The sequence below is a fragment of the Halobacterium sp. BOL4-2 genome (assembly GCF_016917835.2).
GTDB lineage: Archaea > Halobacteriota > Halobacteria > Halobacteriales > Halobacteriaceae > Halobacterium > Halobacterium salinarum.
On the sequence record NZ_CP070332.2, the window covers coordinates 508,987 to 521,775 of the forward strand.

Consider the following 12,789-nt stretch of genomic DNA (forward strand, 5'->3'; position numbering starts at 1 on the left):
TTTCGAATCAAAAGTACTGGCGGGCGATTCACCGAACAGTCGAAGGGAGAAACCGCTTGAATCGGGATGCCGTAGTCTTCAGTGATGACGACCAGAACAGCGCGGATCGATGTCGGGGGGATGTCCTGTGCGAACTGCTCGGGCACCGTCGAGGACGCCGTGGGCGCGCTCGACGGCGTCACCGACGCGACCGCGAACTTCGCCACCGACGCCGCCACCGTCACCTACGATCCCACCGCCGCCGACCTGGCGGGCGTCTGTGCCGCGATCTCGGACGCCGGCTACACCCCGATCACGGCCGACACCACGATCCCGGTCCACGGGATGACCTGTGCGAACTGCGCGCAGACGATCGAAGACGCCGTCGCCGACGCCCCCGGCGTCCTGGACGTGTCCGCGAACTTCGCCACCGACGACGCACACCTCACGTACGTCCCCGCAGCGTTCGACCGGGACGCCGTCCACGCCGCCATCACCGACGCCGGCTACGACCCCATCGATGCCGACTCCGACACCGGTGCCAGCACCCAGACCGCCGCCGACGAGGCCCGGGACGCGGAGCGGCGACGACAACGCATCCGCCTGGCGTTCGGCGCGGTGCTGTCGGCACCGCTCCTGTTTTTCGTCGCCGACACCTTCCTGTTCGGGGGCGCTGTCGTTCCCGACAGCTTCACCGTTGGCGGCCTCACGATCCCGTTCGGGTGGGCGGAGTTCGCACTGGCGACCCCCGTCTACGTCGTCCTGGGGCGGTCGTTTCTCAGCAACTCGTATGCGGCGCTCGTGCGCAACGGCACCGCGAACATGGACGTCCTCGTGGCGCTGGGGTCGACGACCGCATACGTGTACTCGCTCGCGTCGCTGCTCGGCGTCCTGGCCGGCGGCGGCCTCTACTTCGACACGGCGGCGCTCATCCTCGTGTTCATCACGCTCGGGAACTACCTCGAAGCCCGCTCGAAGAGCCAAGCCAGCGACGCCCTCCGGGAGCTCCTGGAGATGGAGGCCAACACCGCGCGCCTCGTCGACGCCGACGGCGAGACACGCGAGATCCCCGCCGACGACGTTGAGGTCGGCGACCGCCTGAAAGTCAAACCGGGCGAACAGATTCCGACCGACGGCGTCGTGGTGTCCGGGGAGTCCGCGGTCGACGAATCCATGGTCACCGGCGAGTCCGTGCCCGTGTCCAAGGCCCCCGGCGACGACGTTGTCGGCGCCACGATCAACGAGAACGGCGTGCTCGTCGTGCAGGCCACGAAGGTGGGGGCGGACACCGCGATCCAGCAGATCGTCACCACGGTTCGGGACGCCCAGTCCCGCCAGCCGGACATCCAGCGCCTGGCCGACCGCATCAGCGCGTACTTCGTCCCCGCGGTCATCGCCAACGCCGTCTTCTGGGGGGCGGTATGGTGGTTCGCCCCCGGGCTGCTGGCTGACGTGGTGTCGGCGCTTCCGCTGTGGGGGCTCGTCAGCGGCGGCCCGGCGGCCGTCGGCACCGGCGAGTTCGCCGTCGTCGTGTTCGCGTCCGCAGTCCTCATCGCGTGCCCGTGTGCGCTCGGGCTCGCGACGCCGGCCGCGACGATGATCGGCACGAGCATCGGCGCGAAACACGGCGTGCTCTTCCAGGGCGGCGACGTCCTGGAGCGCGTGACCGAGTTGGACGCGGTGGTGTTCGACAAGACCGGCACTCTGACGACCGGTGCGATGGAGCTCACGGACGTCGAGGCCGTCGCCGCCGTCCCCGACGGCGGCACCGCCACCCGGAGCGACGCCGCTGTCGACGAGGACGCCGTGCTCCGGCTGGCCGCCGCCGCCGAGTCCAACAGCGAGCACCCGCTCGGGACCGCCATCGTCGCGGGCGCCGAGGACCGCGGCCTCGACGTTCCCGCAGTCGATGCCTTCGAGAACGTCCCCGGCAAAGGCATCGTCGCGACCGTCGACGGTCGCCGCGTCCGCGTGGGGAACCGCGCGCTCCTCACGAGCGCGGACATCGACCCGGCGCCCGCCGCCGACGCCATGGAACGCCTCGAACGCGAGGGGAAGACCGCGATGCTGGTTGCCGTCGACGACCGGGTTGCCGGTGTCGTCGCGGACGCCGACACGGTCAAGCCCGAGGCAGCCGCCACCGTCGACGCCCTCCAGGATCGCGGCCTCGACGTGCACATGATCACGGGCGACAACGAACGCACCGCGCGCGCGGTCGCCGCCGACGTGGGGGTCTCGCCCGAGCACGTTCGGGCGGGCGTGCTCCCCGGGGAGAAAGCCGACGCCGTCGACGCCATCCAGGCGGGCGACGCCGACGCCATGATGGTCGGGGACGGTGTCAACGACGCCCCCGCGCTCGCCACCGCGCACGTCGGCGCCGCGATCGGATCGGGCACCGATGTGGCGATCGAGGCGGCGGACGTGACGTTGATGCGCGACGACCCCGCGGACGTGATCCAAGCCATCCGCATCGGCGAGGGCACGCTCGCGAAGATCAAACAGAACCTCTTCTGGGCGCTGGGCTACAACACCGCGATGATCCCGCTGGCCTCGCTGGGGCTGCTTCAGCCGGTGTTGGCGGCCGGCGCGATGGCGGTGTCGAGTGTCAGCGTGCTCACCAACAGCCTGCTCTTCGGCAGGTACACGCCCGACGAGGATTACTCGCTGCTCGGTCGCTAGCCGGGGTGTGGCGGCGCGAAGCCGCAAGACCCTAATCAGTTGATCGAGTAGCGCCGGTCGCATGCCAAAGACTCTCTCCATCGACGAGATGGGTTGTGAGGGCTGTGAAGACATCGTGGAGAACGCACTCGCAGGCGTGGCCGCGGTTTCCGACGTGGACGCCGACCACGAGAGCGGCACTGTGACCGTGGATGGAGACGCGACCGACGACGACCTGTTGCGGAGCGTCGAACTCGCCGGCTACGACGCCGAACTGGCCGACGCCTAGGGCCGCCAGTCACCGTTTGTGCCGCCGGGTTCGTCGGCGGCCACTCAACCCCCCGAAGACACCGGGTTACCGGCAGGTAACCGGCTCACACCGGCGTTACCGAGTGCCTAAGTGGCCGGCACCCCTGCATTGATACGAATGAGTTCAACTGACGAAACCGTCCAAGAGCTGCCGCCGAGTGCGAAGCTTGTACTGAAGGTTCTGGAGTACAACGGCGGACTGACCCAAAAGCAGATCGTGGAGAACTCCCGGCTCTCACAGCGCACCGTCCGCGACGCACTCGACCGACTGCAGGACGCCGATGTCGTCGAGAAGGACATCTACATCCCGGACGCCCGCCAGAACCTCTACCGACTGAAACTCGGGGACGAAGAGACCGCCGAGGACGACGCCGACAAGCCCGTTGAAGCCCTCCTCGACTAGCGCCTACACGACCGACGCTGCTTCTTCGTCGACCGGATCGAGGTGTTGGTGGCCCCATTCGGCCATCGACGACACCACGGGTTCGAGTGACTGACCGAGTTCGGTGAGTGCGTACTCGACGCGAACGGGTTTCTCGCTGACGATCGTTCGGGAGACGATCTGCTTGTCTTCGAGGTCGTCGAGGCTCTCGGAGAGCACCTTACTGGAGATGCCGTCGACTTCCTCCTGCAGCGCGTTGAACCCCAGGGGACCCTCACTGAGGAGGCGGTGAATGATCACGGGATGCCATTTCTTCCCGACCAACGACGCCGTCGTGGTGATCGAGCACCAACTGTCACCGGGACACCACGCGGGCAGGCGATCCGTGTCTGTCATGTCAGCCGGTACGGCAGCCGGGATGTTAAGGCTACCTCACCACACTCAGTTACGCACTCGTAACGGCGCTGTGCGCGGCGCTCGGCTACAGCCGGCCCGCGGCCACGCCCTCCCGGACGCGCTGTGCGCGCTCCCGGATCGCCGCCAGCTTGCCGGCGTCGCGTTTGCTGTCCAAATGCGAGTACACCAGCCCCATGCGGTGATTCGACCGCAGGGTGTCCTCGTGTGTCGCGAGGAAATCCCAGTAGAGGCTGTTGAACGGGCACGCGCGTTCGCCGACCGTGCTGTCGGGGTCGAACGCACAGCCGTCGCAGTGGTCGGTCATCTTGTCGATGTAGTTCGCCGACGACGCGTACGGCTTCGAGGTGAACGCGTCGGTCCCAAACGAGCCCATGCCCACCACGTTGGGCGTGACCACCCAGTCGTAGGCGTCCACGAACCCGCCGTGGAACCACTCCGTGAGCGCCTGCGGGCGCGCGCCGTACGTCAGCGCGAAATTCGACAGCACCATCAGGCGCTCGATGTGGTGGGCGTAGCCGCGGTCGTAGACGCGCCCGGCCGCGGACCCCAGACACGCCATGTCGGTCGCCGTTGGCGTCCAGTACAGCGGCGGCAGGTCGCGGTCGGCCCCCAGCTGGTTCGCGGTCGCCAGCCCCGGCATCTGGTGGCGGTAGACGTGGCGCATGAACTCCCGCCAGCCGATGAGCTGGCGCACGAACCCCTCGATGGAGTTCAGCGGGATGTCGTCGCGCGACCGGTACGCGTCGAGCGCGGCGTCGGCGACCTCCTCGGGGTGGAGGAGGCCGATGTTCACCGCCGCGGACAACAGGCTGTGTTCGAGGTGCCAGTCGTCGGCGAGGACGGCGTCCTCGTAGGGGCCGAACCCCGCCAGCCGATCCGCGACGAACGACTCCAGGGCGCGCGTGGCCTGCTCGCGGGTCACCGGCCAGTCGAACCCGTCCGGGTCGCCCCAGGTGTCGAACTCCGTGGCGACCCAGTCGCGGACTGCCGGCACGTGCTCGTCGTACTCGAAGCCGCCGACCGACGGCGAGTCGTACTCCGCCGGGGGTGTCTCCTGGTTCTGGTCGTCGTAGCTCCAGTCGCCGCCTTCCGGGGTGTCGTCGTCGCGCATCAGATAGCCGGTTTCGCGGCGCATGTGGCGGTAGAACGGTCTGTGCTTGAACGGCGGCTCCGTCCCCATCCAGTCGTCGAACTGTGCGGGCGAGCAGCGGAACTGCGCGTTCGCCACCACGCGGAGGCTGCCACCGCGGGCAGCCACCAGCTCTCGGAGTCGGTCGGCCGTCCCGTGGTTCGCCGGCCGCTGCACGACCAGGTCGTCGCCCGGATGCGCGTCGAAGTACGCGTCCAGCCCCGCGCCGAACGTCTCGGCGCGCTCGTAGACGACGTCGACGCCGTCGTCGCGGAGTTCGTCCCGGAAATGCCGCATCGCTGCGAACACCATGCACAGCTTCTGGGGGTGGTAGCGCCGGCGGCGCGCGAGCGCCGCGGCCTCGATCAGCAACACGCGGTCGGGGTCGTCCGTGAGCGGCCCTGCGGTCCTGGTGAGCTGGTTCCCGAGCACCCAGACGGTTGTCATAGGCTGTCATAGTGGCGGCACGTGCATAGCCTTACTCCCGCGGACCGGCGACCCGGACCGGCCCGCGAGCCGTGGATAGTGACGCCACACCGTGGCTCGCGGGGCTTAAGCCGGCCGGCCGACTACCCGGGGGCGTGCAGAACGTCACGGACCGAACGACCAACCCCTTCGACATGCAGCCACCGTGTGAATCGTTCGTTCCCGGGCACGGCGACGCCAACGCCGACATCCACGTCATCGGCGACCACCCCGGCGTCCACGGCGGCACCGACACGGGAACCCCGTTCACCGGCTCGGCGGCGGGCGACCGGCTCCGAAGCGCACTCCGGGACGCCGGCGTCCTCACGACGGCCGCCGACGACACGCCGCCCATCGACGACCCGGACAACAGCTTCTTCTCGTACCTCCACCCCTGCGTCCCCGAGGGCACCCCGACGCCGGCCGACTACCGGGAGCTGGAGCCGTTTTTCGACGCGGAGCTCCGCGCCATCACCGCCCACGTCCTCCTCCCGGTCGGCGAGCGCGCAACCACGCACGTCCTCGAAACGTGTACGGCGATCGACCCCGCGGACGCCAGCCTTGAGGACCGCCACGCCACGGAACTCCACGGCAGCGGCTGGCTGGTCGTCCCCTGCGTTCAGCCCGACGCCTGGAGCGCCGCCCAGGAAACCGCGTACGTCGAGGCGCTGCGTGCGGTCATGGCCACCGACTACCAGCGGCAGGCCGATCTCGGGCGGTTCCTCGTCGGCCCGGAGCCGTACACCGTTCGGTAGCGCCCCGACTCGCGGTGCAGCACCCGCCCGCGTTCCCACAGCTATATTGTCGGTGCGCGTATGGGTCCGGCCATGGGGTACGCAACCGCCCTCCAGACCCTCCGCAAGAACTACGGCCCCGGCACCGACCGTGGTGACGTCACCGCGGGCTACACTGCGATGATCGCCGCTGCCGTTGCGGCACTGCTGTACGTCGCCGCCGTCGCGGCCGTCCAGAAAACCATCATCCCGACCGGGTACGGCGGACTCGTTCCACAGTTCTTCGCCGAAATCAACACGTCGGATGCGACAGTCCTGGCAAGCAGCGGGCTCTTCGTCGCCGCCCCGGCAGCGTTCCTCATCGGCTTCGCCGGCTGGCGCGTGTTCCCGCCGCGACGGCGGATCACGGGAACGCTGCTCGGTGGCATCGGCGCACTCCTGGCGTATCTCGGTGGTTCGGCGCTCGGGGTGCTCGTGATCGGGGTGCTCAGCGTCGCTGGGTTCGCGACGTTCGACGTCACACTCCCACTGGTTTTCTTCTACGCCGGGTTCCGGCTCACGTGGTGGCTCACCGTTCCTGTCGGCTGCCTCGCCGGGTTCGTCATCGCGAGTCGCGGCACCCCTGCGTAGCACCGTCCACCGCACAGTCGGTGCTGACGGGCTGTCCACGGACGCTGCGGGACACGCGGCCGGCACAGCGCGCCCGTTCCCGCTGGAGACACCCGCAGTTCCGGATCGGTGTGGGAGCCAACGACACAGCTATATGAGCACGCACACGCTACCCTGTGTCGTGCATCAGTTCCAGCTGACGAACGCCGCCTTCGAGGGCCGGAACAGCGTCTACCTCCTCGGCGTCGGCGACGACGCCGCGCCGACAACGCTCGTTGACACCGGTATCGCCACACCGGCCGTCGAGGCGGAGCTTCGGACGGCGCTCGACGACCGCGGCACGTCGTTCGCCGCCATCGACCGGATCCTATTGACACACTGGCACCACGACCACGCCGGCCTCGCGGGCACGATCCAGGCCGACGGCGACGCCACCGTCTACGTCCACGAAGCGGACGCAGCCATGGTGGCGCAGGACGCCGACGCCGTCAGTGGGATGGCGGCCACGCAGGCGGCCTACCTCGACGAATGGGGGATGCCAGCCGACAAACAGGCCGAACTCAACGACTTCCTCGACACCCACGACGGCCTCCAGGGCCAACCGGCCGACGTGACGCCGCTGTCCGACGGGGACACCGTTCAGCTCGGCGGCCTCGACGCAGAGGTCGTCCATCTCCCCGGGCACGCCGCCGGCCTCGTGGCATACGTTGTCGAGCGCGACGGCCGCCGGGAGGCGTTCGTCGGCGACGCCATCCTCCCGAAGTACACCCCCAACGTCGGCGGCGCGGACGTGCGTGTCGAGCGCCCGCTCCAGCGGTACCGTGACAGCCTCCAGCGCATCGAGGCCCTCGACCTTGACCGGGCGTGGCCCGGCCACCGCGGCCCCGTTTTCGCGCCGGCGGCACGCGCCCGCGACATCGCCGCCCACCACGACGAGCGCACCGAGCGCGTCCTCGACGTGGTTCGTGCCCGGGGGCCCGTCTCGGCGTGGACCGTCAGCGACGCCCTGTTCGGCGAGTTGCACGACATCCACGTCCTCCACGGCCCGGGCGAGGCGTACGCCCACCTCGACGATCTCGTCCACGAGGGCGTGCTCGTCGAGTCCCAGCCCGGCGAGTACGCGCTCGCCGCGTCGGCCTGACTGTCCGGTGATCCACACGGGCGGCGGGGCGCACACCCCCCGGCTATTTGATCGGCGCGCCCGACATCGCCGGCTATGGTGCAACTAGACTCCGAGCCGGAGCTGGAGGTGGGCGCTCCCGCCCCCGGGTTCTCGCTGCCCGGTGCCGACGGCGAAACACACTCGCTGGCGTCGTTCACCGACGTTGACGCGGTGGTCGTCGTGTTCACGTGCAACCACTGCCCGTACGCGAAGGCGAAAGTCGACACGCTCAACGCCATCGCCGCCGACTACGACCGCGTCGCGGTCGTCGGCATCAACCCCAACGACGCCGACGAGTATCCCGCGGACTCCATGGCGCGCATGCAGGCCCTCGTCGCGGACGGCACCATCCAGTACGACGCGTACCTGCGCGACGCCACCCAGGCCACCGCCCGGGCGTACGGTGCGACCTGCACCCCCGATCCGTTCCTGCTCCGCACAGCCGACACCGACGACGACGCCGCGTTCAGGGTCGCGTACCACGGCCGCCTCGACGACGCGCTCGGCCCCGACGAGGACCCGACGCGGGACGGCGGTGACATGCGGGACGCCATCGACGCCGTGCTCGCCGGCGATCCCGTCGAGACGGCGTTTCTGCCGGCCCGGGGCTGCTCGATCAAGTGGACGGACGGCGAGTGACGCGCGCCACCAACGCCTAACTGGCGGGCCGCCGTCACCGTGCCGCATGGGTCGACTCCTCGACACCGACATCACTGCACTGCTCACCGCCGGCCACGCCGAGCCGTCGCCGCTGCTGGCGGAGATGGCCGCCCACGGCGAGGACCGCTCGTTCCCGACGGTCGGCCCCGACGTCGGCCGGTTTCTGCGGGTGCTCGCGACGCTCAGCGACGCCGAACGGGTCTTCGAGTTCGGGTCCGGGTTCGGCTACTCGGCGGCGTGGATGCTGCCGGTGCTGCCGGCCGACGGGGAACTGGTGCTCACCGACCACGACAGCGACCGACTGGCGGACGCGCGGTCGTTTCTCGATCGGGCCGACGCCGACGCAACCGCCGTCTTCGAGGTTGGCGACGCGCTCGACACGATCACCGACTACGAGGGGCCGTTCGATGTCGTGTTCATCGACCACGACAAGGCGCGGTATCCGGCGGCCTTCGAGCACGCCGTGGACGTGCTCGCGCCGGGCGGACTGATCGTTGCCGACAACGTCATGGCCGGCCCGGTCACCGCGCCGGCGGTCACCGACGCGGTCCGGGACGGCGGCGGGGCGGCCGACGACGCAACCGCGGGGGTCGCGGCGTACGTCCGGCGCGCTCGGGACGCGTCCGGCTTCGAGACGGCGCTGGTACCGTTGGGAGAGGGGGTGGCGATTAGCGCCGCCACCGACGACACGGAACCGCCTTCGGAGCCCACCGATGGGTGACACAGCCGGGTGGTGTGTTCCCGGTAACTCGCGTCGACCACGTGATTTTATTATCTAGTGGTATCACTAAGTAATTGATGTCAACACAGCTCCAACACGCCCGCGACGGAACCGTCACAGACGCGATGCGCCGCGTCGCAGACCGTGAAGGCCGCGATCCCGAAGTCGTCCGCGAGGCGGTCGCCGACGGCCACGCCGTCATCCCAGCCAACCACCACCACGACGCCCTCGACCCGATGATCATCGGTCGCGACTTCGCCACCAAAGTCAACGCGAACATCGGGAACAGCGACACCACCGGCGACATCGACGACGAGCTCGAAAAGCTCCACACCGCAGTCCACTACGGCGCCGACACCGTCATGGACCTCTCGACGGGGGAGAACCTCGACGGCATCCGCACGGCGAACATCGACAACTCGCCGGTTCCCGTGGGGACGGTGCCCATCTACGAGGCGGTGACCCGTGTCGAGGACGTCACCGACATCACGCCCGACCTCCTCATCGACGTCGTCGAGAAGCAGGCCAAGCAGGGCGTCGACTACATGACCCTGCACGCCGGCGTTCTGGCCGAACACCTCCCGCTCACCGACGACCGCACCACCGGCATCGTCTCCCGGGGCGGGTCGATCCTCTCGCAGTGGATGACCGAACACGGCGAACAGAACCCACTGTACACCCACTACGACGAGCTCTGTGAGATCCTGCAGGCCCACGACGTCACCATCTCGCTGGGCGACGGCCTACGCCCGGGGTCGGTCGCGGACGCCAGCGACGACGCCCAGTTCGCCGAACTCGACACCCTCGGAGAGCTCACCCGGCGCGCCTGGGACCACGGCGTCCAAGCGATGGTCGAAGGCCCCGGCCACGTCCCCATGGACCAGATCCGCGCCAACGTCGACCGCCAACAGGAGGTCTGCGACGGCGCCCCGTTCTACGTGCTGGGCCCGCTGGTGACCGACATCGCCCCCGGCTACGACCACATCACCAGCGCCATCGGTGCGACCGAGGCCGCGCGCGCCGGGGCCGCGATGCTCTGCTACGTCACGCCCAAAGAGCACCTCGGACTCCCCGACGCCGAGGACGTCCGCGACGGCATGGCCGCCTACCGGATCGCCGCCCACGCGGGCGACGTCGCCGCCGGCAAACCCGGTGCCCGCGACTGGGACGACGCGCTCTCGGAGGCGCGCTACAACTTCGACTGGAACCGCCAGTTCGACCTCGCGCTCGACCCCGAGCGCGCACAGGCGTTCCACGACCAGACGCTGCCCGGTGACAACTACAAGGACGCCCGCTTCTGTTCGATGTGTGGCGTGGACTTCTGTTCGATGCGCATCGACCAGGACGCCCGCGACGCCGGCGACGACGCCGACGACATGACCGAACTCACCACCGAGACGGACCTCAGCGAGTCGGCGGCCGCGGAAGTGAACCGACCGCCCACCGGCACCCACGACGCGCCCGCCGCCGAGCAGGCACCCAGCCCGGGCGACGATGACGACGACTAGCAGTCCGGCGTGAACTCCACGCCCCGGATCTCGAATCGGGCACCGCCATCGGGAGCGTCGGCGGCCGTCACCGTCCACCCGTGGGCGTTCACGACGGCGCGAACGATGCGCAGTCCGTAGCCACTCCCGCCGGCGCGCGTCGACAGCCCCGGCTCGAAGGCGGCCTCCGGATCGAGATCACCGAACCCCGGGCCGTCGTCGGCCACCACGAACCCAGCCCCGCCCGCATCGGGGTGTGGATCGACGCGCCGAACCGACACCGAGACGGTCTCGCCGCCGTGCTCGGCGGCGTTCCGGAACAGGTTCTCGAACACCGTGCGGAGGCGTTCCGGATCGGCCGCCAGCCGCACGTCGGCACCGATGTCGACGGTCAGGGTCGCCGCGTCCGGAAGCGCGGTTGCCGCCGCGTCGGCGGCCACCGACGCCACCGACACCGCCGCAGGATCACCGACAACGTCGCCCTGCGCCGCCAACTCGTGGACGCCCGCCACGAGATCGGTCATGCGGTCGATGGCGGCGTGCGCGTTCTCGATGGCGTCGCTCGCGCGGCCGTCAGTGTCCCCGGCGTCGAGATGCTCGGCAGCCAGATCGAGGTGCCCGCTGGCCGCGTTCAGCGGGCTGCGGAGGTCGTGGCTGACGACGCCCGCGAACTCCCCCAGCCGGTCGGCCTGCTGGGTGAGCTGGTCGCGCTCGCGGCGGTGTCTGAGCTCGCGCTCCAGCCAGTCCGCAAGCACCCCGACGAACGCCTCGTCGGCCGCCGTGATCGGCTCCGGATGGGCGTCCCGGTCGGCGAAACACACCGTCCCGTGCGTGGTGCCGTCCCGACGGATCTCCGCGCCGATGTAACACTCCAGGCCGAACACGTCGTAGGCGGTGTCGTCGGCGAACGCCGACGCACCGGCGTCCCGCACCACCGTCGGCGCGTCGTCGGCGATCGTCTCCCGACAGTACGTGTCCGCCAGCGCGGTCTGCTCGCCGGGCTGCAACAGCGGGTGGTCGCCGACGGAGACGCGAACGAACTGCGTCCCGGCGTCGATCTTCGTGTAGAACCCCTCCTCGAACCCGAGGTAGTCGGCGCCGACCGCAAGCGCCGTGCGAACGCGGTCGTCGAACGGCACCTGGTCGTCGGTGTCGGTGGCGGCGTACAGCGCCTGCACCGCGTCGAGCGCCGACTCGACGTCGGCCGCCGTCGACTCGCTGGCCGCCCGCCGACCGACGACCACGACCGCAAACGCGTGGTCGTGGTCGTCGATGCCGTCCACGGCGGGGGCCGGCATCGGCTGCAACTCCAGCTCGACCGTGGCCGTCCCACCGCCGCTCGTGCGGTGGGTCGCGGTGAACTGGCTTGCCTCCCCTTGGACGGCCGCCGCAACCTGCTCGCGGACCGCCGCCTGCACGTCCTGGTCGTGAGTGAACCACGGGGCCTGCCAGAAGAACGTCCCGACGAGGTCGCGTGCGTCCGCGCCGATCACGTCCCGCGCGGCCTCGTTGGCGTACTCGATCCGGCCGTCGGGGCCGACGACGCCCGCGTACCACGACTGCGGGCGGTACAGCAGCGCCGCAAACTCCCGTACCAGCCGGCGTTCGTGCTCCGAGTGGCGATCCCCGACTGGCGCGTCGCTCATCAGGATTCGTGACTCAGGGCTTCCAGACGCCTAAATGTGGCCCTCAATGGGGGGACCCATGGGTTTTTGCTGAGCACACCACAACACGTGTGTATGGCTGCGCGTTCTCCGACGGGAGACGACGACACGACAGGCGCCGACTCGGCTGTGTTCGGCATCGCGACCGTCGACGAACACCTCCGGGACGCCGACGTGTCCTTCCCAGCGACCGGTGACGCCGTCGTTGCGGCGCTCGGCGACCCCGAGATCAAGGTCGGACCCACGGGCCACCGGATCGCACTCTCGGCCGCCGTCGAGGCGACCGATCGCAGCGAGTTCGACACGCGTCGCGCGTTCCTCGACGCGCTCTACGACGAGTTCGAGCGCGAGCGCACCCAGACCGACGGCATCATGGACTGGCTGCGGTCGCTGTTCTCCTGACCGGCGTCGCC

Annotated in this window: 13 protein-coding genes; 10 read left to right on the forward strand and 3 right to left on the reverse strand. The window is 69.7% G+C overall.

The features are described from left to right. Positions 1-84 precede the first annotated feature (84 nt). From JRZ79_RS15885 to JRZ79_RS15895, 3 genes are all read left to right on the forward strand, one after another. Complete coding sequence (locus tag JRZ79_RS15885; protein WP_010902482.1) at positions 85-2,658, forward strand: heavy metal translocating P-type ATPase; 2,574 nt, start codon at positions 85-87, stop codon at positions 2,656-2,658. Between the two features lie 61 nt (positions 2,659-2,719). Further along, positions 2,720-2,926, forward strand: coding sequence for a heavy-metal-associated domain-containing protein (locus JRZ79_RS15890; protein ID WP_010902483.1), 207 nt, complete (start codon positions 2,720-2,722; stop codon positions 2,924-2,926). A 138-nt stretch (positions 2,927-3,064) separates the two neighbouring features. Beyond that, the gene (locus JRZ79_RS15895) at positions 3,065-3,349 is read left to right on the forward strand and encodes a helix-turn-helix domain-containing protein (protein WP_010902484.1); all 285 of its coding nucleotides are present in this window, start codon (positions 3,065-3,067) and stop codon (positions 3,347-3,349) included. A 3-nt stretch (positions 3,350-3,352) separates the two neighbouring features. Here the strand turns inward: JRZ79_RS15895 and JRZ79_RS15900 are convergent, their stop codons facing one another. Together JRZ79_RS15900 and JRZ79_RS15905 are read right to left on the reverse strand one after the other, a co-directional pair. Beyond that, on the reverse strand, positions 3,353-3,724 hold the full coding sequence (locus JRZ79_RS15900) for a helix-turn-helix domain-containing protein (protein WP_010902485.1): 372 nt from the start codon (positions 3,722-3,724) through the stop codon (positions 3,353-3,355). A gap of 85 nt (positions 3,725-3,809) precedes the next feature. After that, complete coding sequence (locus JRZ79_RS15905) at positions 3,810-5,321, reverse strand: cryptochrome/photolyase family protein (RefSeq protein ID WP_136361101.1); 1,512 nt, start codon at positions 5,319-5,321, stop codon at positions 3,810-3,812. 134 nt (positions 5,322-5,455) lie between these two features. On the opposite strand from JRZ79_RS15905, the gene JRZ79_RS15910 reads away from it, so the two are divergent. The 6 genes from JRZ79_RS15910 to thiC all read left to right on the forward strand — a co-directional run bounded on the left by JRZ79_RS15910 (position 5,456) and on the right by thiC (position 10,733). Then, on the forward strand, positions 5,456-6,094 hold the full coding sequence (locus tag JRZ79_RS15910; protein ID WP_012289213.1) for a uracil-DNA glycosylase family protein: 639 nt from the start codon (positions 5,456-5,458) through the stop codon (positions 6,092-6,094). A gap of 72 nt (positions 6,095-6,166) precedes the next feature. Beyond that, positions 6,167-6,703 (forward strand): hypothetical protein, encoded by a 537-nt coding sequence (locus JRZ79_RS15915; RefSeq protein WP_227970915.1) that lies wholly within the window; start codon positions 6,167-6,169, stop codon positions 6,701-6,703. 160 nt (positions 6,704-6,863) lie between these two features. Further along, positions 6,864-7,823, forward strand: coding sequence for an MBL fold metallo-hydrolase (locus JRZ79_RS15920; protein WP_049892492.1), 960 nt, complete (start codon positions 6,864-6,866; stop codon positions 7,821-7,823). Positions 7,824-7,898: 75 nt separating this feature from the next. Next, positions 7,899-8,483 (forward strand): thioredoxin family protein, encoded by a 585-nt coding sequence (locus JRZ79_RS15925; RefSeq protein ID WP_205252521.1) that lies wholly within the window; start codon positions 7,899-7,901, stop codon positions 8,481-8,483. A 46-nt stretch (positions 8,484-8,529) separates the two neighbouring features. After that, the gene (locus tag JRZ79_RS15930) at positions 8,530-9,225 is read left to right on the forward strand and encodes an O-methyltransferase (protein WP_205252522.1); all 696 of its coding nucleotides are present in this window, start codon (positions 8,530-8,532) and stop codon (positions 9,223-9,225) included. A gap of 77 nt (positions 9,226-9,302) precedes the next feature. Beyond that, the gene (gene thiC / locus JRZ79_RS15935; protein WP_010902492.1) at positions 9,303-10,733 is read left to right on the forward strand and encodes a phosphomethylpyrimidine synthase ThiC; all 1,431 of its coding nucleotides are present in this window, start codon (positions 9,303-9,305) and stop codon (positions 10,731-10,733) included. Here the strand turns inward: thiC and JRZ79_RS15940 are convergent. Beyond that, the gene (locus tag JRZ79_RS15940; RefSeq protein WP_205252523.1) at positions 10,730-12,358 is read right to left on the reverse strand and encodes a PAS domain-containing sensor histidine kinase; all 1,629 of its coding nucleotides are present in this window, start codon (positions 12,356-12,358) and stop codon (positions 10,730-10,732) included. The genes thiC and JRZ79_RS15940 overlap by 4 nt on opposite strands. A gap of 93 nt (positions 12,359-12,451) precedes the next feature. On the opposite strand from JRZ79_RS15940, the gene JRZ79_RS15945 reads away from it, so the two are divergent. Then, positions 12,452-12,778 (forward strand): hypothetical protein, encoded by a 327-nt coding sequence (locus JRZ79_RS15945; protein ID WP_010902494.1) that lies wholly within the window; start codon positions 12,452-12,454, stop codon positions 12,776-12,778. Positions 12,779-12,789: the final 11 nt, after the last annotated feature.